General features: G+C 44.3%; 16 protein-coding genes. 4 read left to right on the forward strand and 12 right to left on the reverse strand.

The features are described from left to right. Positions 1-85: 85 nt before the first annotated feature. The 4 genes from C1S73_RS08730 to C1S73_RS08745 all read right to left on the reverse strand — a co-directional run bounded on the left by C1S73_RS08730 (position 86) and on the right by C1S73_RS08745 (position 4,641). On the reverse strand, positions 86-463 hold the full coding sequence (locus tag C1S73_RS08730; RefSeq protein ID WP_038866161.1) for a DUF3316 domain-containing protein: 378 nt from the start codon (positions 461-463) through the stop codon (positions 86-88). Positions 464-594: 131 nt separating this feature from the next. After that, the gene (locus tag C1S73_RS08735) at positions 595-1,710 is read right to left on the reverse strand and encodes a DUF481 domain-containing protein (RefSeq protein WP_038866159.1); all 1,116 of its coding nucleotides are present in this window, start codon (positions 1,708-1,710) and stop codon (positions 595-597) included. Positions 1,711-1,931: 221 nt separating this feature from the next. Continuing rightward, positions 1,932-3,764 carry a glutamine--fructose-6-phosphate transaminase (isomerizing) gene (glmS, locus tag C1S73_RS08740; protein ID WP_038866157.1) on the reverse strand — a complete coding sequence of 611 codons (1,833 nt, stop codon included), beginning with the start codon at positions 3,762-3,764 and terminating at the stop codon, positions 1,932-1,934. Between the two features lie 115 nt (positions 3,765-3,879). Next, positions 3,880-4,641, reverse strand: a complete 762-nt coding sequence (locus tag C1S73_RS08745; RefSeq protein WP_038866154.1) for a DeoR/GlpR family DNA-binding transcription regulator — start codon at positions 4,639-4,641, stop codon at positions 3,880-3,882. A gap of 432 nt (positions 4,642-5,073) precedes the next feature. Between C1S73_RS08745 and pykF the strand changes: the two genes are divergently transcribed. Beyond that, positions 5,074-6,486: a pyruvate kinase PykF gene (gene pykF / locus C1S73_RS08750; protein WP_038866152.1), complete on the forward strand. Its 1,413-nt coding sequence runs from the start codon at positions 5,074-5,076 to the stop codon at positions 6,484-6,486. Positions 6,487-6,638: 152 nt separating this feature from the next. Continuing rightward, positions 6,639-7,310 (forward strand): GntR family transcriptional regulator, encoded by a 672-nt coding sequence (locus tag C1S73_RS08755; RefSeq protein WP_081094899.1) that lies wholly within the window; start codon positions 6,639-6,641, stop codon positions 7,308-7,310. Positions 7,311-7,384: 74 nt separating this feature from the next. On the opposite strand, the gene C1S73_RS08760 is transcribed toward C1S73_RS08755, so the two are convergent. The 8 genes from C1S73_RS08760 to C1S73_RS08795 form a co-directional block, all read right to left on the reverse strand. Then, on the reverse strand, positions 7,385-9,265 hold the full coding sequence (locus tag C1S73_RS08760; RefSeq protein ID WP_038866148.1) for a sensor domain-containing diguanylate cyclase: 1,881 nt from the start codon (positions 9,263-9,265) through the stop codon (positions 7,385-7,387). 131 nt (positions 9,266-9,396) lie between these two features. Next, the gene (gene ilvN, locus C1S73_RS08765) at positions 9,397-9,891 is read right to left on the reverse strand and encodes an acetolactate synthase small subunit (protein WP_009843336.1); all 495 of its coding nucleotides are present in this window, start codon (positions 9,889-9,891) and stop codon (positions 9,397-9,399) included. A 1-nt stretch (position 9,892) separates the two neighbouring features. Beyond that, on the reverse strand, positions 9,893-11,617 hold the full coding sequence (locus C1S73_RS08770) for an acetolactate synthase 3 large subunit (RefSeq protein WP_038866146.1): 1,725 nt from the start codon (positions 11,615-11,617) through the stop codon (positions 9,893-9,895). A gap of 448 nt (positions 11,618-12,065) precedes the next feature. After that, positions 12,066-13,874 carry an AMP-dependent synthetase/ligase gene (locus C1S73_RS08775; RefSeq protein WP_038866145.1) on the reverse strand — a complete coding sequence of 603 codons (1,809 nt, stop codon included), beginning with the start codon at positions 13,872-13,874 and terminating at the stop codon, positions 12,066-12,068. Positions 13,875-14,167: 293 nt separating this feature from the next. After that, positions 14,168-15,133 (reverse strand): LysR family transcriptional regulator CalR, encoded by a 966-nt coding sequence (gene calR, locus C1S73_RS08780; RefSeq protein ID WP_038866143.1) that lies wholly within the window; start codon positions 15,131-15,133, stop codon positions 14,168-14,170. Between the two features lie 530 nt (positions 15,134-15,663). Beyond that, complete coding sequence (locus C1S73_RS08785) at positions 15,664-16,710, reverse strand: MJ1255/VC2487 family glycosyltransferase (protein ID WP_038866141.1); 1,047 nt, start codon at positions 16,708-16,710, stop codon at positions 15,664-15,666. Positions 16,711-16,713: 3 nt separating this feature from the next. Further along, complete coding sequence (locus C1S73_RS08790; protein ID WP_038866139.1) at positions 16,714-17,262, reverse strand: phosphatase PAP2 family protein; 549 nt, start codon at positions 17,260-17,262, stop codon at positions 16,714-16,716. 191 nt (positions 17,263-17,453) lie between these two features. Beyond that, positions 17,454-18,245, reverse strand: a complete 792-nt coding sequence (locus C1S73_RS08795) for an SH3 domain-containing protein (protein WP_038866138.1) — start codon at positions 18,243-18,245, stop codon at positions 17,454-17,456. Positions 18,246-19,244: 999 nt separating this feature from the next. Between C1S73_RS08795 and leuA the strand changes: the two genes are divergently transcribed. Continuing rightward, entirely contained in the window at positions 19,245-20,792 is a 1,548-nt protein-coding gene (leuA, locus tag C1S73_RS08810) for a 2-isopropylmalate synthase (RefSeq protein WP_005437391.1), read from the forward strand. Positions 20,793-20,886: 94 nt separating this feature from the next. Further along, positions 20,887-21,978, forward strand: coding sequence for a 3-isopropylmalate dehydrogenase (leuB, locus tag C1S73_RS08815; protein ID WP_005430431.1), 1,092 nt, complete (start codon positions 20,887-20,889; stop codon positions 21,976-21,978). Positions 21,979-21,998: the final 20 nt, after the last annotated feature.

Below are 21,998 nucleotides of genomic sequence, written 5' to 3' on the forward strand. Positions count from 1 at the left end.
TCTATCTCAACGGGGTGCGCTCGGCATTCGCGATCACAAAAAGAGTACGACACAAATTGCATCATACTCTTTTCATTCCATATTTTTATCGATTACTGTCGCGCTGCGCGTAGTTCACTTTTACGTTCACAGTACCTTGATATTCCAATTGTCCCTGCTCATTCATGCGCTCTTGTACCGTAACAAAACCACCGTCTTGAAGGTGCGTGCTGTTTCTTGCGACATCGAAAGTCACGATGTTCAACTCTTTATTGAGCTCATGAGACGACATGTCTTTTAAGGAGTTTAGTTCAGCTAACGCTTGTTGATAAGCCGCATCCGAGGTTGCCGTTGGATCAACAGAAATGGTCTTCATTTCTTCACGGCTAATGTATTTTCCACCAGTGAAAGTCGGTTGAGCAAATGCTGATGCGCTAGTGATTGCCATTGTTGTTACAAGGAGAGCGGTTTTCAGTGCTTTCATGTTGATGACCTTTGAGTGTGTTTGTTTTCAATGGCTTCATTATTCAACAACGCACCTGACATCAATCTATCGTGAAGATGACATTTTTGTCATAAACCAAAATAGTGATTGATTACTGATAATCAGCTTACTCAGATCTCGTAAGTCAGACCGAAATGGAACTTATAGTCGTCTTTCTCTGGCACTACGCCTTCAGCATCGGCTTTGGTATCGGAGATATGGTCCCAAATGGCTTTAATGCTGAGTTCAAGATCATCAACCAGATCGATATCAAAACCAAGCTCGTTGGTATGACGAGCACCACCCGCATCATTGCTCGCCCAATTGAGGTTGTAGGTATGATTGAAATCGATGTCGTCTGTCAGTTCATACTCAAAATTGGATTCGAAGGTTAAAGTGTTACTGGTCGCATCGCCTGACTCCCCTTCTTCTACCGTTTTAAAGTCGGTGTACTGGTAACCCGGACCGATAGAGACATCCCATTCTGTCTGCGAATTGGCAATGATGAAATAACCCATCTGCATCGAGGCGTTGACTTGGTAATCAATATTTTGGAACTCATCACTAAGCAGCGAGAGCTTAAGCGGCCTAAAAAATAGACGGTTGCTTAGGTAAATGTCGTAGGAACCATCAAACGAACTGTTATTGGCTGTGGTCTCATCATTCGTCTTGGAGTTTTCGTGTTTGGCTTTCAGTTTAGTCCGCGAACCGACAGTATTCCTTTCCGCTTCTACTTCACCAAGGAGTGAGAACTCATCCGTGTTGCCTTTGCTGATGTCCAACCCTAAAAAGATCTCGGTAGTCCAATGATCAGAATCTTTCTCAGCTCCTCGATAGATCGAAACCACGTCGGAAACAGGGAACGACAATTCTTCTCCATCATTAATCAAATATAATTCATCTTCACGAATCGACAAATAGCCATCGTAGATGTCGCCACTAGAAGTCCGGATGGTAAAGAAACTTGCCGTCTCTAATACCGCAATGTCTTCCAGTTCGATCTCTTGATCGCCAAGATCATCACTATCGAATTCAACCTCTTGATCGAACGAATTGGTTTCTTCCTTGATCGTGCCAGTCAGTTCCCCTTTGATCACTTCGCCAGATTTGAGTTGTAACCAGTCATCGCTTTCATCGATGAATACGGTTTGGCTTTTGCGCTCTTCTGTTTGTGTTTCTTCCTCTGCCATCACTGATTGATGGTAAAGCGAGGACGCGATACATAAAGCCAAGAGTTTGATTTTCATAATGACCTTTTCAGTTCAATTGAAACCGCATCAGTGGGATTACGATAGTGATGCAGACCGCTCAACGTGTCAGAAAGTAAACAAGTGAATGTCAACGTATTGCGCATCATAACCGTGTCTACAGACATAAAAAAAGCGAAGTCATGTGACTTCGCTTTAGGTTCTGGCTACTTACATAGCACAACATAAGCAAGTGTAATCTTAATCACACCTTGTAGTAGTTACTCTACCGTTACCGCCTTCGCTAAGTTACGAGGTTGGTCTACGTCCGTGCCTTTGATCAGTGCAACGTAGTAAGAAAGCAACTGCATTGGAATCGTGTAGTAGATTGCTGCTGTGATTTCGCTTACGTGTGGCATCTTGATAATTTTCATCGTCTCATCGCCTTCAAAGCCAGCGTCTTCATCTGCAAATACGTAAAGCAAACCACCGCGAGCACGCACTTCTTCAACGTTTGATTTCAGTTTCTCTAGAAGATCGTTACTTGGTGCAACAACCACAACTGGCATGTCAGCATCAATTAGCGCTAGAGGGCCGTGTTTCAGTTCACCTGCTGCGTACGCTTCTGCGTGAATGTAAGAGATCTCTTTCAGTTTTAGAGACGCTTCCATCGCGATTGGGTAGAACTCACCACGACCTAGGAACAGTGTGTGGTGTTTATCTGCGAAATCAGGTGCTAGTGCTTCGATTTCTTTTTCGAAAGACAGCGCTGCATTGATTTGCTTTGGAAGGGCATGAAGTGCTTCTACGATCTCCTTTTCTTTCTCTTTGCTGATGCGGTTTTGTTGCTTACCAAGAGCAGTTACCAGCATCAGTAGCGCTGAAAGCTGAGTTGTAAACGCTTTAGTTGATGCCACACCAATTTCCACGCCTGCACGGGTCATAAATGCAAAGTCAGATTCACGAACCAAAGAAGAACCCGCTACGTTACAGATGGTCATTGCCGCCATGTAACCTTTCTCTTTTGCTAGGCGAAGAGCTGCTAGCGTATCAGCGGTTTCACCAGATTGAGAAAGCGTGATCAATAGGCTGTTTGGACGCGTTACAAACTTGCGGTAACGGAATTCAGAAGCGATTTCTACGTCACAGCTTACACCTGCAATGTCTTCGAACCAGTAACGCGCGGTCATACCTGCGTTGTAAGACGTACCACATGCCACGATTTGTACGTGTTCCACTTTGCTTAGGATTTCTGCCGCGTTTACACCAATTGCCTCAGTAACAACAGAATCAGCCGTGATACGACCTTCCATTGTGTTGATCAGCGCAGTTGGTTGCTCGTAAATTTCTTTCTGCATGAAGTGACGGTATTGACCTTTATCACCCGCATCGTGTTCCGCGTTTGATTCTGTGATTTCGCGTTCTACACGCTCACCTGTTGCATCAAATACAGTCACGTCACGACGAGTGATCTCAGCTACGTCACCTTCTTCTAGGTACATGAAACGGCGTGTTACGTTAAGGAGCGCAAGTTGGTCAGAAGCAAGGAAGTTTTCACCCACACCAAAACCAATGACGATTGGACTGCCTGAACGTGCCACTACGATGCGTGAAGGGTCTTTACGATCCAACGCTACCGTGCCGTATGCGCCATCCAATTGTTTTGCTGTCTTCTGTACCGCTTCTAGTAGCGTTTCTGAAGTGCGAAGCTCCCACTCAACCATGTGAGCGATAACTTCAGTATCCGTTTGAGATTCAAATACGTAACCACGAGATTGAAGCAGTTCACGTAGCTCTTCATGGTTTTCGATGATGCCATTGTGTACCACTGCGATGTCACCAGACATGTGTGGGTGTGCGTTCACTTCTGAAGGTTCACCGTGTGTTGCCCAACGAGTGTGCGCAATACCAGTACCACCGATCACTTTCGCTTCGTCTACTGCGTCGGCCAACTCTTGTACCTTACCTAGACGACGAATACGCGTTAAATTTGTCTCACCATCAACAATCGCAACGCCCGCAGAGTCGTAACCGCGGTATTCCAAGCGGCGTAGGCCTTCAACTAAAATTTCTGCAACATCTCGTTGTGCTACTGCACCTACGATTCCACACATGTGTTTATCTCCGTTTGTAGTTTTGTTCTTCCCTGGCCATGATTTCAAATAGAGGCAGCAAGCAAAGGCCTTTATCCAGAGGGAAGTGAAATATGAAACTGATTACATTATAAGATTAGGCGCAAATAACCTTAACGCCATGTTGTTCAATCTGTACTTTGTGTTCTGGTTGTAACTCTGCATCGGTAACCAACACATTAATTTGGTCCCAAGCGAGTTCTAAGTTCGGGATCTTACGTCCCACTTTCTCAGACTCAATCATGACAATGACTTCACGAGACACTTCTGCCATGACTTTACTTAAGCCAATTAACTCATTAAACGTGGTAGTTCCGCGCTCTAAATCGATACCATCAGCACCAATAAATAACTGGTCGAAGTCGTAAGCACGTAATACAGATTCGGCTACTTTGCCTTGGAAGGATTCTGAGTGCGTATCCCAAGTTCCGCCTGTCATTAACAAGGTTGGTTCGCTCTCTAATTCGTTAAGTGCATTGGCGACATGCAACGAGTTGGTCATAACAACCAAGCCTCGTTTATCATTTAATTGCTGAATCAGCGCAGCCGTTGTACTGCCACTGTCGATCACAATTCGGTTATGTTCTCGGATCAGTGATGCCGCTGCTTTTGCCAGACTTAACTTTCGACTCGAAACATTTGGACTCATTTCTTCATGGATAACTTCCGTTGGAATCGCAATGGCGCCACCGTAACGGCGCAAAAGTTGTCCGTTTTTCTCTAAAGAAGCTAAGTCCTTTCTAATCGTGACCTCTGAGGTTTCAAATTTTTGTGCCAGCTCATCAACGCTGACTTCCCCAAGCTCATTTACTAGGTTAGAAATGGCGTGTCTTCTTAATTGAGTGTTTCGTTTCGACATTTAAGTTTTGATTTTAAGTTTCGACTTGAAACTTATTATAGTCAAATCGAAACTTTTAAGTCCATTTATTTCGATCCAAAAAATTAATATTTCTCGTTAAAACCTTGTCCTAAGACAATTCTTAAACAGTGATATTGGATTCATTCGGTGGTAGAATTCGCCACCGAAAAGAAAAAAAATTACAGAATTGACGGTTATTTTTTTGCAACTTTCTGCATATAAAGTGGGATTAGTCACAAAAAGGTAACCAAAATCGCCGATCTTTTAGTCATAAAATGACTAAACTTGGTGAAAGACTTTCAGAATCTGAAGTTCTAATAATGAGGCGGAAAATCGGTGAATGGCAGGCACTAAATGCCATCAAAAGCGCCTAACTTCAGACTAAATAACCGACTTTCAAATTGTAACTATACTTACCGGAGAGTATCTTCCATGAAAAAGACCAAAATCGTATGTACGATTGGCCCTAAAACTGAATCTGTAGAGAAGCTAACTGAACTAGTAAACGCAGGCATGAACGTTATGCGTCTTAACTTCTCTCACGGTGATTTCGCAGAGCACGGCACTCGTATTGCGAACTTCCGCGAAGTAATGGACAAAGTAGGTAAGCAACTTGCTATCCTTCTTGATACTAAAGGCCCAGAGATCCGCACTATCAAGCTAGAAGGCGGTAACGACGTAGATCTAGTAGCTGGTCAAGAATTCACTTTCACAACTGATACTTCAGTTGTTGGTAACAAAGAGACTGTAGCGGTAACTTACGCTGGTTTCGCAGCAGACCTAAACGCTGGTAACACAATCCTAGTAGATGACGGCCTAATTGAAATGGAAGTTATCTCTACGACTGAAACAGAAGTTAAGTGTAAAGTTCTTAACAACGGCGCACTAGGCGAAAACAAAGGTGTTAACCTTCCTGGCGTTTCTGTTCAACTTCCAGCTCTTTCTGAGAAAGACAAAGCTGACCTTAAATTTGGTTGTGAGCAAGGCGTTGATTTCGTAGCTGCTTCTTTCATCCGTAAAGCATCTGACGTTAAAGAAATCCGTGAGATCCTAGACGCAAACGGCGGCAACGATATCCACATCATCTCTAAGATCGAGAACCAAGAAGGTGTAGATAACTTCGACGAAATCCTAGAGCTTTCTGACGGTATCATGGTTGCTCGTGGTGACCTAGGTGTTGAAATCCCAGCTGAAGAAGTAATCTTCGCTCAGAAAATGATGATCGAGAAGTGTAACCGTGCACGTAAGATGGTTATCACTGCAACTCAAATGCTTGATTCTATGATCAACAACCCACGTCCAACTCGTGCAGAAGCGGGTGACGTTGCGAACGCAATCATGGACGGTACTGACGCAGTAATGCTTTCTGGTGAAACTGCTAAAGGTAAGTACCCAGTTGAAGCTGTTACTATCATGGCTCAAATCGCGAACCGTACTGATTCTGCTCTTAAAGCTGAACTAGGTTCTCGTCTAGACAGCCCACGTCTTCGCATTACTGAAGCAGTATGTAAAGGCGCAGTAGACACAGCAGAAAAACTAGCAGCTCCTCTAATCATCGTTGCAACTGAAGGCGGTAAATCTGCACGTTCAGTACGTAAATACTTCCCAACTGCAAACATCATTGCACTGACAACTAACCAAAAGACAGCTGCTCAGCTTGTTCTTACTAAAGGTGTTCGTCCAGTTCTTGTTGAGTCTATCGACAGCACAGATGCTTTCTACAAAATGGGTAAAGAATACGCTCTTGAAGCTGAATTCGGCAGCAAAGGCGACATCGTTGTTATGGTTTCTGGTGCTCTAGTAGCTTCAGGCACAACGAACACAGCTTCTGTACACGTTCTATAAGACTGAAGAATTCAATCATCAGTTAAATAAAAAAGAGGGCTTCGGCCCTCTTTTTTTATATATTTAATCTTGCCCTCATAATCAGTACGCTGTATTATCAATCACAACCGAACTACGTACTGTTTAGTTGTCGTTACGATAATAAAAATTTCATGAGGTTGCTTGTGTCCAGTCCTACCCTTACCGATAAAGTTGCAAAAATGATCTGTCAGGACATCCTGACTGGTGAACTCAAACCAAGTCAAAAGCTTGTAGTTGCTGATCTGAAAGTGAAGTACAACGTAGGTGCATCACCTATTCGCGAAGCACTTGTACAACTGTCTTGGAGCAAGTATGTAAAGCTTGAACCGCAAAAAGGCTGTTGGGTTGCCCCAGTCTGTAAAAAGGAGCTGAATGACCTTTACGAAAGCCTTCGTGTTGTTTCTTCTGTTCTGCTTAAGAAGGCGATTTTAGCGGGTGATGAGAGCTGGGAACTGGATGTATTGACCTCATACCACAAATTGTCTCGCCTGAACTTCGATGAAACTTTCTGCTGGAAAGAGTGGGAAGAACGCCACCATCAATTCCATATTTCTCTATTGGAAGGAGCAGACTCTAAGAACATGTTTGACTTCTTCAGTGACCTGATCAATCAGATCAAGCGTTACCGTTACTTCGCAATGCAAACATTAAGCTCAGAAAAGGATGTACTGTTCAACATTGATGAGCATGAGATGATCATGAAGTTGGTACTGGCGAAGAACAGCGAAGAAGCTATGGACTTACTTGATAAGCACTTGCTAAGCTCAATGGAGCGTATTGAATTGGCGATTGAAACCGCTTAAATCGCACAAAGTCTAGCCATAAAAAAATCGGGAAGTACCCGATTTTTTTGTATTCGCCTTCAAAGCGACGTAGGTTACGCTATGTCATCAAAGCTGTGGCAAATCGAGACTCGATTACGCCCTGCACTTTTCGATTCATACAACGCAATATCAGCACACTTATAAGTGCGAGTGCGATCCGCGGTTAAATCACTGTAGCCGACACTCACCGTCACCGACTGTTCTGAATTCTGTTCTACCGCAACTCGCAATCGGTTCAATACCACTTCCGCCTCTTGTGTCGAAGTATGAGGCATGATCACCGCAAACTCTTCACCACCAACACGGGCGACAAAATCGGTATTTCTAACGCCTTCTTGTAACGTCTCCGCGACACTAAGAATCACTTTGTCACCCTCATCATGACCGAGTTCATCATTGATGCGCTTAAAGTGGTCGATATCAAACAACGCCAAACAAGTTGTGGGGGTATCAGGATAACGCTCAAACATATTGGCATGCTGCGTCAATTGTTCTTCAAACTTCCTACGGTTCCAAAGACTGGTTAAACCGTCTTTTTCACTCAAGTTACGTAATTTTTCTTCCAACAATTTTCGTTCAGAAATATCCACCAACGACGTAATGTAGTAACTGACTTTTCCTGATTTGGCCATGATAGCTTGGATACGCATGATGGCAGTAAATACATGGTTGAGCTTCGTTCGACAACGAACTTCCCCCTCCCAAACATGTTCCACACCCAACTTACTCCAAATCGAAAGGATGTTTTCAATGTCTTCCGGCAAGAAAATCAGATTATGAGCGTTCCAACCTCGCAATCGATTTGATGAGTAGCCCATCATGTTCTCAAACTCTTGGTTCACCATCATGATGCGATGTGAGGTGTCTGAAATCATCACAGCGGTCATGCCATCCAACGCGGCACGTGCCAACTTGGATTCGATACTATGCCGGCGGTAATGGAGTGCCAACGTGGTAATCGGCAAAGCGAACACCAGCATCAAACTGAGGACAAATAAGGCTTCTTGGGCTAAGTCATCAATATCTCTTTCTGCTCGTTCAAGCAGTTGTTCTTGAGAAAGATCGATGATCAGATGCAATGGCTCACCAGGGACAAACTCAATGGTGTTGAACGCAATGAGGTGTTTACCGTCATACCCAAAACCCATTTTTTCTGAGCCCATATTTTGCCAAATGTCTGGGTGCATTAGGCCAAAATTAAAGCGTTCACGATCTGGAATGATGTCGCCATACAATTTATCACTGTGTAAGCTCGCGACATAAAAACCGGGCTGGTTAATCAGTTCGATGTTGAAATCTCGAACCGGTGAATAGTTCAATCGGGAGGAGAGGTATTGAACGTCGATATTTAATACCAAGTACCCTTCTCGTACCCCATTCATCGCGACAGGCATCATGATTCGAACTGATGGTCGATATGGATGAATCAAGTCACCATTTTCTTTTTCTAATTCAATACCCCAAGACCCAATTTGATCGTCTTTAAGGTTTTGCGCATAAAGAAAATATTCTCGTTCGGACTTGTCTTGAAGCTTACGAGCAGGAGCCGCAATACGAGTTTTGAAGTCGTAATTAATACGAACATTCTCTCGACCAGCAAGGTTTAAAAAGCGGATCTGCGTGTACCACTTTTGGTTCACCGCAACTGAACTCCACACCTCTTCTAGAATCGCTAAATTTTTGGGATTAGGGTGTCGTAAATAGTCATAAAGACTTTGACTGTGACCGAGCAGGTCGCTAATGGAGGATATTTGGTCCTGAACGTTATTGTATTCACGTTCAGAATAGGCCAATTGGTGAAGTGCTTCCTTGGCCGTATTTTCTACATTATTAGCCAACAAGCTTTGATATTTTTGATAATAATAGGTAGAGATTAACGCGCTAAAAAATAGCGTTGTCGCCAACAAAGAGCCGACTAACCTTCTGACTTTCACGCGTATTACTACCCATTTTGTTTACGAAACCATCAATTATATCATCAGTTGTTATTTTCTAAACAAAAAGCCATCGATTTCACGATGGCTTATCACAAATACCCAATGACTTGGATAGAAGGTTTCAGTTATTACGGCTTAAGACAGCGCTCTCCGCGAGCAACCCCAACCACACCACTTCGTGCTACCTCTACCACTTCAGTCACTTCTGAAATAGCTTGAATGAACGCATCCAACTTCTCACTGGTTCCCGCCAACTGAACGGTGTATTGAGAAGCGGTCACATCAACAATCTGCCCACGGAAGATGTCAGCCGTGCGTTTCACTTCTGCTCTCGCAAAGCCGCTCGCTTTCACTTTCACCATCATCAGCTCACGCTCAATGTGTTCAAACTCTGTCACCTCTTGAACTTTAAGCACATCAATAAGCTTATGCAGTTGTTTCTGAATCTGCTCTAATTGCATCTCATCAGAGTTGGTCGTGATGTTCAAACGCGACAAGGTTTCATCATCGGTTGGAGATACGTTCAACGATTCAATGTTGTAACCACGCTGAGAAAACAGACCGACAACGCGAGACAATGCACCAGGTTGGTTTTCCATTAACAAAGAAATAATGTGTCTCATATTACGTTCTCTCCGTTTTGCTTAGCCACATTTTGTCCATACCCTCGCCTTTAATCTGCATTGGGTATACGTGCTCGGTTTCATCTACGTTGATGTCGACAAACACCAAACGATCTTTCATATCCAACGCTTTTTGTAGACCCGCTTCGAGCTGATCTGGCGTTTCAATACGGATACCGACGTGGCCATAAGCTTCTGCAATTGCAGCAAAATCAGGAACAGAACTCATGTACGAGTTAGAGTGACGACCTTGGTAAATAATGTCTTGCCATTGTTTTACCATGCCTAAGAATCGGTTATTTAGGTTGATGATCTTCACTGGAATGTCGTATTGCATTGCCGTCGACAATTCTTGAATGTTCATCTGGATACTGCCATCACCAGTGACAACCACCACTTCTTCTTCTGGCATCGCGAATTTCACACCCATACCAGCAGGCAAGCCGAAGCCCATAGTGCCAAGGCCGCCAGAGTTTATCCAACGACGCGGCTTATTAAATGGGTAGTACAACGCGGCAAACATTTGGTGCTGACCTACATCCGATGCCACGTAAGCATCACCATTGGTGAGCTTGTGCAGCGTTTCAATCACTTGTTGCGGTTTAATGCGTTCCGGAGAGGTCTCATATGCTAGGCAATCACGCTCACGCCATACTTGGATGTCTTCCCACCACTTAGCGATGGCTTGCGTATCATTACTGCTGTTTTGCTCATTCAGCAAGCCAACCATGGTCGCGAGCACCTTATCGGCAGAACCTACGATAGGCAGATCCACTTTGACGTTTTTCGAAATCGAAGACGGGTCAATATCGATGTGCATGATCTTCGCGTTAGGACAGTACTTTTCTAAGTTATTCGTCGTACGATCATCGAAGCGCACACCAATACCAAAGATTAAGTCGGCTTCATGCATCGCCATATTGGCTTCATAAGTACCGTGCATACCTAACATTCCCAACGAGTTCTTATGCGTCCCTGGGAAGGCACCTAAACCCATCAGGGTGCTAACAACGGGCAGATTCAATTCATCGGATAAGGTTTGAATGTGCTCATGCGCACCGGAAATCACCGCACCGCCACCAATATAAAGAACCGGTTTCTTCGCCTCTACTAGAGCTTTAAGCGCTTTTTTGATCTGGCCCTTATGGCCTGAGGTCGTTGGTTTGTACGAACGCATCGAGATGTTTTCAGGATACTCGTAAGGAAGCTTGATTTGCGGATTCAAAATATCCTTCGGCAAATCAATCACAACCGGACCAGGTCGGCCAGTTGTCGAGATATAAAACGCTTTTTTGATCGTCTCAGGAATGTCTTCTGCCTTTTTTACCAAGAAGCTGTGTTTTACGACAGGGCGAGATACACCCACAATGTCACACTCTTGGAAGGCGTCGTTACCGATAAGATTATTCGGCACGTTACCTGAAATAACGATCATTGGGATCGAGTCCATGTACGCTGTAGCAATACCCGTGATGGTATTGGTTGCACCAGGACCCGAACATACTAGCACTACGCCCGGCTTACCGGTTGCGCGAGCATAACCATCGGCCATGTGAGTCGCAGCTTGCTCGTGTCGTACTAATACGTGTTTAATTTGGTCGGTTTTTGCGTGCAGTGCATCGTAGATATCCAGAACGGATCCACCAGGGTAACCAAAGATTTGCTCTACGCTCTCTTCGATCAGAGATTGCACTACCATCTCTGCGCCTGACAACATTGCTGTCATAATTGCTCTCCTTACCAGTTTTCCTCTCCGTAAGGCCAACGGATTGGGCTGGTTTTACATAGTCTAGGTCTTATTCGTAGCCTAATAGAAATACTTCCACTTTTTCAGCTATGTCCTGCGTTTGTCATAACAAAACGCAAGGTAACACAACAAATGTAACGTTTTATTATCAACGGGTCTAATGAGAGTTGAGTCAAAATTTAAACAAGATGCTATAAATCAGAACAAAACTAGGATTAGGCACTAACCAATAAGCACAAATTGGAATCAAGACCATGCTCAAGGCGGAAATAAAGTGAATAATTTCACTAAAAATCACCAAAAAGAACAATTTCTCCTTCAAGAAGGGGATTAATAAGTGTGAAATACGGGCACAAAAAAATCCCCAACGGCATAATCAAGCCAGCTGGGGATTTTTTCATCAATCTGAAATCTAAGTCAGCTTAAGTTACTTTTTATCTGACTTTTCGTTGTACATTTCTTCAATTTCATCTTGGTATTTATCGTTAATCACTTTACGACGCAATTTCTGAGTCGGTGTTAATTCACCTTCATCCATCGAGAAAGCTTTTGGTAACAGTTTGAATTTCTTAACTTGCTCAAACTTCGCTAGCTCTTTTTGTAGGTCGTTTACGCGCTTCTCTAACATTTCTACCACTTGGTGGTGTTTGATCAACTCAACGCGGTCGTGATATTTGATGTTCAGTTCTTTTGCGTACTCTTCTAGCGAGTCGTAACACGGTACGATCAGCGCAGATACAAACTTACGTGTATCGGCAATCACAGCAATCTGCTCAATAAAGTGGTCTTTACCGATCGCACCTTCAACAACCTGAGGCGCAATGTACTTACCATTTGAGGTCTTCATCAGCTCTTTAATACGGTCAGTAATGAACAAGTTGCCATTTTCATCAATGTAACCTGCATCGCCCGTTTTCAAGAAACCATGTTCGTCGAAAGTCTTCTCGGTTTCTTCTGGCATTTTGTAGTAACCACGCATCACCATTGGACCACGCACTAAGATCTCGTTGTTTTCACCGATCTTAACTTGTGCGCCAGGCATTGCCATACCGATAGAGTCAGGACTAAAGCATTGGTCATCCCAACAAGAAACTGTTGCTGTTGTTTCTGTCATGCCGTAGCCAAGCTTTACGTTGATACCGATTGCGTGAAAGAAGCGACCAATCGTCTCATCCAACTTCGCACCGCCACATGGCATGAAGTTGATGCGGCCACCCAGCAATGCGCGTAGCTTACTCAGAACCAGTTTATCCGCCAGAGCGTATGACTTACGCAGCATCAACGATGGCTTGCGATTTTCTTGATGACATGCCGCCATCTTCGCGCCCATGTTAACTGCCCACGTGAACATCACTTTACGGTGGATTGGAGCACGGGATACTTTCTCATGGATAGCAGAGAAAATTTTCTCATAGAAACGAGGTACCGCACTCATAACGGTAGGGCGCAGTTCGCTTAGTGCATCACGCACTTGCATGGTGTCTTGTAGGTAGCAGTTAGTCGCGCCTTTGTAGAGCACATAGAACGTCCAAGCTCGCTCAAATACATGTGATAGCGGAAGGAAACACAAAGACACATCATCTTCCGTCAAACTTAAACGTTCATCGTGGCCTTCAAGCTGAGCTGAAATGTTAGCGTAATCCAACATTACGCCTTTTGGCTGTCCCGTGGTACCAGAGGTATAAATCAATGTAAGAAGATCTTCTTCTTGCGCCTGCTCTAAACGAGAAGTTAATTCGCTCTGATGACTATCGTCACCTTTAGCGATGAAATCATCCCACGTCATTGCAAACGTGTGTTCGCCAAGTTCAATGTCATTCGACATCGCAACAATCAGTTCTAGCTGCTGACATTCGCCAAAGATGCTGACGGCTGCGTCAAATTGAGGCTGCTCACCGACAAACAGTACTTTTACGTCTGCATTGTCGATGATGTAAGCAGACTGCGCAGCTGTGTTGGTTGGGTAGATAGGTACGGTTACGCCACGCAATTGCAGCGCTGCAAAATCAGCGATGGTCCATTGCGGCATATTGTTCGAGAAGATACCGATCTTATCTTGAACGCCCAATCCTTGAGCCAAAAGTGCAAGTGACAAAGCATCTACTTGCTGCCCAAACTGCTCCCAAGTAATACCCTGCCATGCATCACCCACTTTATGTTTGAGTGCAACACGAGTACCACCTTTCGCAATTTGTTCACGAATACGTTTAACGATATGAAAATCTAACTTGGCCATTCTCTACATTACCTTTTGGCTTACAGGCGTAAGCTATTTGAGCGCACAAGTGTAACCTCGACGCCTAAAAACGCAACTGACCATTATCAAACTTATCATTATTAAGAGAGCACTATCACTAATGAGAGCATAGCAGGTCTTTAACTGTTGAAGGTTTAATCAACTTAAGTCGCTGTTTCGGTTATTAATTAGCAGAAATAAAAAGACCCCGAGAGACAGAGTACTCTCGGGGCCAAGGAATTGTAAAAATTGATGATTACAAATCCAGTCTGACCAGTTAGTCAGACGATAAATTAAGCTTGTTTAAGCGCAACCACTTCACCACAAGTGATCATTAGCTGGTCGCGTAGCCAGATGTGGCCTTTATCTTTCTCGCTTGATTCATGCCAGCTTAGGTAACCGCTGATTTCTTTGTTTTCAAACGGGAAATCTAGGATTTGTAGTTGATCGCTGTTTACTGCGTTTTCAGCCATCCAACGTGGTGCAATCGTAACAAGTTCAGATTGGCTTACTACGTATAGCAGGTTGCTTAGGCTTGAACCTTCGTACGCAGCTTGGCAGTCAAGCTCACGGTACGCTTGCTCAGAGAAACTACGTTGACCATGTACACGTGAAAGTTTAGCGTGTTTTTCGTTGATCAGTTGCTCAGCGGATACGCCACCTTGAATACGAGGGTGCGTCTTAGATGCAATCACAACTAACTCATCTTTGAAGATTTCAGTGCTTGAGAAACCTTGGTCATCGAAACGTGCGTAGTCGATTACGAAGTCGATTTCTTGGTAGCGCATGCGTTCAGATAGAAGACGATCAAATTCCGCATCTAGGTGAAGCTGTACGCTTGGCGCTTGCTCGTTGACGTTCGCCATAATGCGAGGTGCAAAACGCATGTCACATGGGCTACAAATCGCTAGCTTAAATAGACGAGTTGAAGACTCTGGCTGGAATACTGAGCTTGGTAGTTCATTACGGATAAGTTGCAGTGCTTGGCGGATTGGACCAAACAGTTGACGAGCACGTTGAGTCGGCTGAATACCGCGACCCTGACGCATAAATAGCTCATCGTTGAACATCACTTTTAGACGTGCAACCGCATTACTTACTGCTGGTTGTGACATGCCTAGGTTGTGCGCTGCACGAGTAATGTTTTGCTCTTGCATCACAGCATCAAATACGGTCAATAGGTTTAAATCTACACCACGCAATGTGCTTTCCATACGGTAGCTAGCAATTGCGCTCATCGCGTCTTTTTTATCTAACATTGAGTGCGCCTCTTTGTAATCGTCAATTTGGTTCAATGAATTCTTAACGAATAGAATCTCTGTGCGCACAAACAACCGTGGCTGGATTCAGATCATTTTCAGGAATAGAACACCGAATTTGTATTATATTTATCGTCCGGATATTTCCGGCTTGAACTGTACTATCAACTAATCAATCAAGGTTTCGCAACTAGATTGATATTTAATCATTAAATTTTAGCCAATTAGGTATTTAACCTTTAATTATCATAACCTTAAGAAAAACATAAAAAAGTATAAAACGACTAAATCAGAGATTTCTGACAACCTATTTAGCACGTTAATGACATTCTACAAGGCTCACACAACTCATTTGCCCAGCTTATTCTTTGCGGTTCACTTCAAAAACCAGCATCAATACTTTGGTTCACAAAGTGCACAAATCAGTTAAAGAGGCAGCAAAATCACAGTGAATAGAAATGATATTGAGGGCATAAAAATTCAGCAGCTTCGCAAGGAAACTGCTGTTATTGAAAAGACAAATGAATGGGTTATATATTGGAGACGTAGCTAGGAAAATCAACTTGCTCCCACAGCTCTTCAGAGAGCTTCTCTGGAGTGTCCCACGTACCTTGCAAGACCCATGATGCGATGGCTTTCGCTACGTCTGGGTATTTGACGCTTTCAGCTTGCTGCTCTTTCAACCACTGACGAACAATTGAAATATCCAGACTCTCCATCGATGTGGCTAGACCAAGATCTTCTAACGTTGCAACATTGCTCTGCTGTTCAAATTGTCCAGCGAGTGGCTTGAGCAAAAGTTTTTTGCCCAATGACAACGCCTCCGATGGCAATTCAAACCCACCATTGGCAATCACACCACTGCAACGTTGAAGGTGATGCTGGAAGTTGGTGTGGCACAGCGGTCTCAGCTCGATATTCTCAATCCGCTCACACTCAATCACGTTAGGGTGATAGCAAACAAACGTCTGTTGGTTAAAATGAAACAGCAAATCACTGATGTCTTCTATCGATTCGAATGGCAAATACACTAAAACAAAGTCGTCGTTATCCATGGTGTTTTCTAACGTATGCACAATCGGAGGTAATATCGGTTGGTCGAAATGATACCAATGCAACCCTAAATGATGCTGCGAAGGAGCGAAATGCTCAATGACAGACTTATCGAACCAACTCGCGCCTTTCAGTGGGACTGGATAACGAAACGCATTTTGGTGACTGATGCCAATGCATGGTTTGTTTTGCTTACGAGCCGCCCAAGCTGAAACGGGCTCAAAATCATTGATAACCAAGTCATAGCGAGACAAATCCAGTTGCTGAACTTCTTTGAAAAACTGAATCAGATTGTTGCTCAATGCCGTTTTGGCGTAATTTACCGAGCCTTTCTCTGTGATAAAAGTAAAACCTCGACACGTCTGATAATCACCGAACGCTTCCATCGAGAAATATTTCTCTGGCTCACGACCTGAAAATAGAAAATCAACCTGAACTTCATGCGCTTTAAATGCCTCACTCATCGCTCTCGCTCGAGCAATGTGACCATTTCCCGTTCCTTGAACACCGTACAGGATTTTCATTCATTAGCCTCCTACTATGGCCAAAGCAATAGAACCACAAAGGCCGCCTAACAAAGCGCCAATGATGATGTCAGTGAAAAAATGCACCCCGAGCAAAACGCGCGACGTGCCAATTAAGCTCGCCCACACAAAGGCGAAAGTTCCAAGCTCTGGGTAAAAATGATTGATGATGGTCGCCATCACAAAACCAGCAGCCGTGTGTCCAGAAGGTAAGCTGTAGCGATCTGAAGGGGTAATAAAAGCAGGAAGCATTGCGCTCAGTTCTTCGGGCCGACGTCGTTTAAAGCTGTTCTTTAACGTCCAATAAATCGGGAGCTCGATAGCAAATGCAATCAGACCAGCGAGTAAAAACCACTGCCCTTGCTGTTGATCTAAAAACCAGGCTAATAAGCCAAGCACAACATAAAGGTGCCCATCTCCGCTGTGTGAGACCCCTTTACTGATGTTGGCGACCTGTTGATTAAAACGGTGCTGTAAGCACACACTAGAAAACGCCAAATCGAACTTAGCGATAGTGGCGATTGGCTGTGAAATTGTCTCTAAAGCTCGCATGTTACTTCCCTTTACTTTGACAATACCTTTGTATGAAAAGTAGGTGCTGAAAGTGACAGCTACATGACGAGAATTTGGACAATTGATGACAAATGATGTTTCAGAGAGAGAGGGGAAAAGCCTGAAGAGGCATAGGCTTCAGTGACACAATATTGGTATCACTGAAGATTCAAAATGGTAGGCGTTGCGAATTACGATCGATCCGAGCTCTCAGCTGGCGCATCGATATACCAGATTTTTCTCTGCTTGCGACAGGCTCGAAGCGAGCCTGTGGTGATATTGCCATTTTTGGTCAGTTCGTAACTGAGATCACGACAGGTGTAACTACCGAACAACTCGTTATCTTTTGGCTTATCTACCGATGAAGTTTCTTCACTTAACAGAGGGTTAGGTTTGATAGAAAGAATATCGCGATTCACGACATTGCTGCGAGCATAGTCTTTATGGACATAACCTCTGATCAGGCCTTTTTGTTCAACCAACAACCAAGGTTCTCCTTCCACTTTGGCAATCGCGTTAAACACTTCACCTTTTGTTAGCTCCCCCAACTTCTCTCCATCTAAGCTAGGATTAGATCGCAAGTTAAGTGTGGTTTTCGAACGATAAGAGACATCCATAAACTCTAACGTTTTTGATGTGTCCACACCCTCAACGACGGGACGGCTGACTTCAGCCTCTTTCCATTGATTTGGCTGAACACGAATCTTCCACCATGTGTAAGTGTCCGGGTCTTTACCTTTAAACTTATCGCGATTATCTGATTCCAATGCCACCAGCATTTGATTTAAAAAGGACTCGCGTCCATCTTCACTTAAATACTGATCTATTTGATGGTTAATCACCATGACACTTTGGGCATGATCATTTCTCATCACAGAAGAAGCCGTTGCTTCAGCCGATCCAAACTGAAGCAGCTGACAGCCAGACAGAGAAAGTACCGCTATCGCCAGTGTCGAACGTCCGAGTTGTTTCGCGAAATCCATCAATCCTCAACCTATTTGCTTGTAAAATCCATCCATGCAACCGCTCTACTATAAAACGCTCTAATGGAATTAGGCTAATCAATTAACCCCTTTGTGTGATAGCTCGCAAAGCGTGCGGTATAAAACTTCTCTCTCTATTACTCTTCTCATGATTAAGACTTGCTCGAATACAATTTTCCACGCACTAATTAAGTGTGCAAAAAAAGCGGCTACCAAAGTAACCGCTTTTCGACTCGTTAATGGTTGGTTGAAGTTCGATTCCAAACCTCCGTAGACCAAGTATTGTTGCTTCTCTCTCTTTGGACAATACCTTTGCTATCATAACTATCGATTTGTCGCTGCCATACTGAGTGGAAGGATAGTGGATAAAGAACCAAAGCACTACTGATCGCCAATGCAACTCGGGATTTATAAAACATAACTCACCATCCTTGATTAATTTGCCCTCCATTTTAAATATCTCTCCGCCAGTCGTAATGCATTCACCTAACTAATAACAAGAACTCGATCGAAAAGAACTAAGAAATATTACGTAACTAAAACTCAGTAAAACAACCTGTTACACTTAGTATCAAAGCGCAATAAACACCTGCATTTAAAGCTGTTATGAGACTGAAAAGTCGCACCCTCTGAGCAAAATAAAAACGATTCACGCTGCGAATAGCCGCCAACGCTTGAATCCTCCTAAAAGCCATTAACTGAAATCCACTCATCCGATATGAATAAAAAATCGACTTTAGGGTTGACGTGTTCCATTGAGTGCGGTACTAATTTGTTAACTTAATTTTGTGGAATGCTTAACAACTATGTCAGCACGTTTTTCTATCCTGCTTAGCCTCCTCCTGATCGTGACCAATTCGCGCGGGTAGGCTGTGGAAGAAAAATAACCACACCAATTTCTGAGAAACCCGCATGCAAATGCGGGTTTTTTTATATCTAAATACCGGAAGTAAACGATTAAATTGCACGAAAAGTGCAGAAATCATGAAGGAAGCAAACATGAACGATCAGGTCATTATATTCGACACCACATTGCGTGATGGCGAACAAGCGTTGTCAGCAAGCTTGACGGTTAAAGAAAAACTGCAGATTGCCTATGCGCTGGAAAGGCTAGGCGTTGATGTTATCGAAGCGGGCTTTCCTGTTTCTTCTCCAGGTGATTTCGAATCCGTACAAACCATTGCAAAACACATCAAAAACAGCCGAGTTTGTGCCCTTTCGCGTGCCGTTGCGAAAGACATCGATGCTGCCGCTGAAGCGCTAAAAGTCGCGGACGCATTTCGAATCCACACTTTCATCTCAACTTCGACTGTTCACGTTCAAGACAAACTACGCCGTAGCTACGACGATGTCGTTGAAATGGGCGTGAAGGCCGTAAGACACGCACGTAACTACACGGACGACGTTGAGTTTTCTTGTGAAGATGCAGGTCGCACACCAATCGACAACCTATGTCGTATGGTTGAAGCGGCCATTGATGCTGGCGCAAGCACCATCAATATTCCAGACACCGTTGGCTACACCGTACCAAGCGAGTTTGGTGGCATCATTGAGACCCTATTCAACCGTGTACCAAACATCGACAAAGCGATTATCTCTGTTCACTGTCACGATGATTTGGGTATGTCTGTAGCGAACTCTATCGCAGCGGTTCAAGCGGGTGCTCGTCAGGTAGAAGGGACTATCAACGGTATCGGTGAGCGTGCAGGTAACTGTTCTTTAGAAGAAATCGCGATGATCCTAAAAACCCGCCAAGAGTTCATGGGCGTGCATACGGGTCTAAAACACGACGAAATCCATCGTACCAGCAAGTTGGTGAGTCAGCTATGTAACATGCCAATCCAGAGCAACAAAGCAATCGTTGGTGCTAACGCGTTCAGCCACTCTTCAGGTATTCACCAAGATGGCATGCTAAAGAACAAGAACACTTACGAGATCATGACGCCTGAGTCGATTGGCCTTAAGAACCAAGCATTGAACCTAACCAGTCGCAGTGGCCGCGCTGCGGTTAAGAGTCACATGGACGCAATGGGCTACAAAGAAGAAGAGTACAACCTAGATGCGTTGTACGAAGACTTCTTGAAACTTGCTGATCGCAAAGGTCAGGTGTTCGACTACGATCTAGAAGCACTAATGCACTTCTCGAACTTGCGCGAAGAAGACGACTTCTACAAGTTGAACTATCTAAGCGTTCAATCTGGCAGCGTAATGGCGACCACCAGCGTCAAAATGCAATGTGGCGATGAAGAAATGTGTGAAGCTGCGGTCGGCAATGGCCCTGTTGATGCGCTATACCAATGTATCTACCGCGTGACAGGTTACGAAATCGTCCTAGACAAGTTTGACCTAACCGCAAAAGGCGAAGGTGAAGACGGTCTTGGTCAAGCAGACATCATCGCTAACTACAAAGGCCGCAAGTACCACGGTACAGGCGTTTCTACCGATATCGTAGAAGCATCAGGCCAAGCGCTATTACACGTCATCAACAGCATTCATCGTGCCGATAAGATTGAAGAGATGAAGCAAAAGAGAATTGCGACGGTTTAATGATTAATTCATTGGAGCTTGAGCCTCACAACTCAGGCTCCAACAAAATTCGTTTTAGACAAGCTCAAAAATTTAGAAAACTTAAAGGATTACCATGACAGACAAATCATACAAAATCGCCGTTTTACCAGGCGACGGCATCGGCCCAGAAGTAATGGCGCAAGCACACAAGGTGCTAGATGCAATCGAGAAGAAACACGGCATTGCGTTTGAGCGTGACGAGCATGATGTGGGCGGAATTGCGATTGATAATCACGGTTGCCCACTTCCAGAAAGCACCGTGAAAGCGTGTGAAGAGTCTGATGCAGTCCTATTCGGCTCAGTTGGCGGCCCTAAGTGGGAACACTTACCACCAAACGACCAACCTGAACGCGGTGCCCTACTGCCACTACGTAAACACTTCCAATTATTCTGTAACCTACGCCCAGCGCAAATCCACTCAGGTCTTGAAGCTTTCTCACCACTACGTGCGGACATTTCCGGTCGTGGTTTTGATATCGTTGTTGTTCGTGAACTGACGGGCGGCATCTACTTCGGCCAACCAAAAGGTCGTGAAGGTGAAGGTCCCACAGAGAAAGCGTTCGACACTGAGGTGTACCACCGTTACGAAATCGAACGTATTGCAAAAATCGCTTTTGAGTCTGCTCGTCTACGTCGCAAGAAAGTGTGCTCTATCGACAAAGCGAACGTTCTACAAAGTTCTATCTTATGGCGTGAAGTGGTCGAAGAAATCGCAAAAGACTACCCAGATGTCGAGCTATCACACATGTATATTGATAACGCAACCATGCAGCTTATCAAAGACCCAGCACAGTTCGACGTGATGCTATGCTCAAACATCTTCGGCGACATCATTTCTGATGAGTGCGCGATGATCACTGGCTCTATGGGTATGTTGCCTTCAGCGAGCCTAAACGAAAGCAAATTCGGTCTGTACGAGCCAGCAGGCGGCAGTGCACCAGATATCGCAGGTAAGAACATCGCTAACCCAGTGGCACAAATCCTATCTGCTGCACTGATGTTGCGTTACAGCCTAGGTGAAGAAACGGCGGCACAAGACATCGAAACGGCAGTTTCAAAAGCACTATCAGCAGGTGAGCTAACCGGTGACCTTGCTGGTGACAACCCAGCACTTTCGACGTCTGAGATGGGCGATAAGATCGCTGAGTACATCTTAAACTCTTAATACAGCACGATTTGATAATA

It is taken from the genome of Vibrio jasicida 090810c, assembly GCF_002887615.1.
In the GTDB taxonomy this organism is placed as follows: Bacteria; Pseudomonadota; Gammaproteobacteria; order Enterobacterales; family Vibrionaceae; genus Vibrio; species Vibrio jasicida.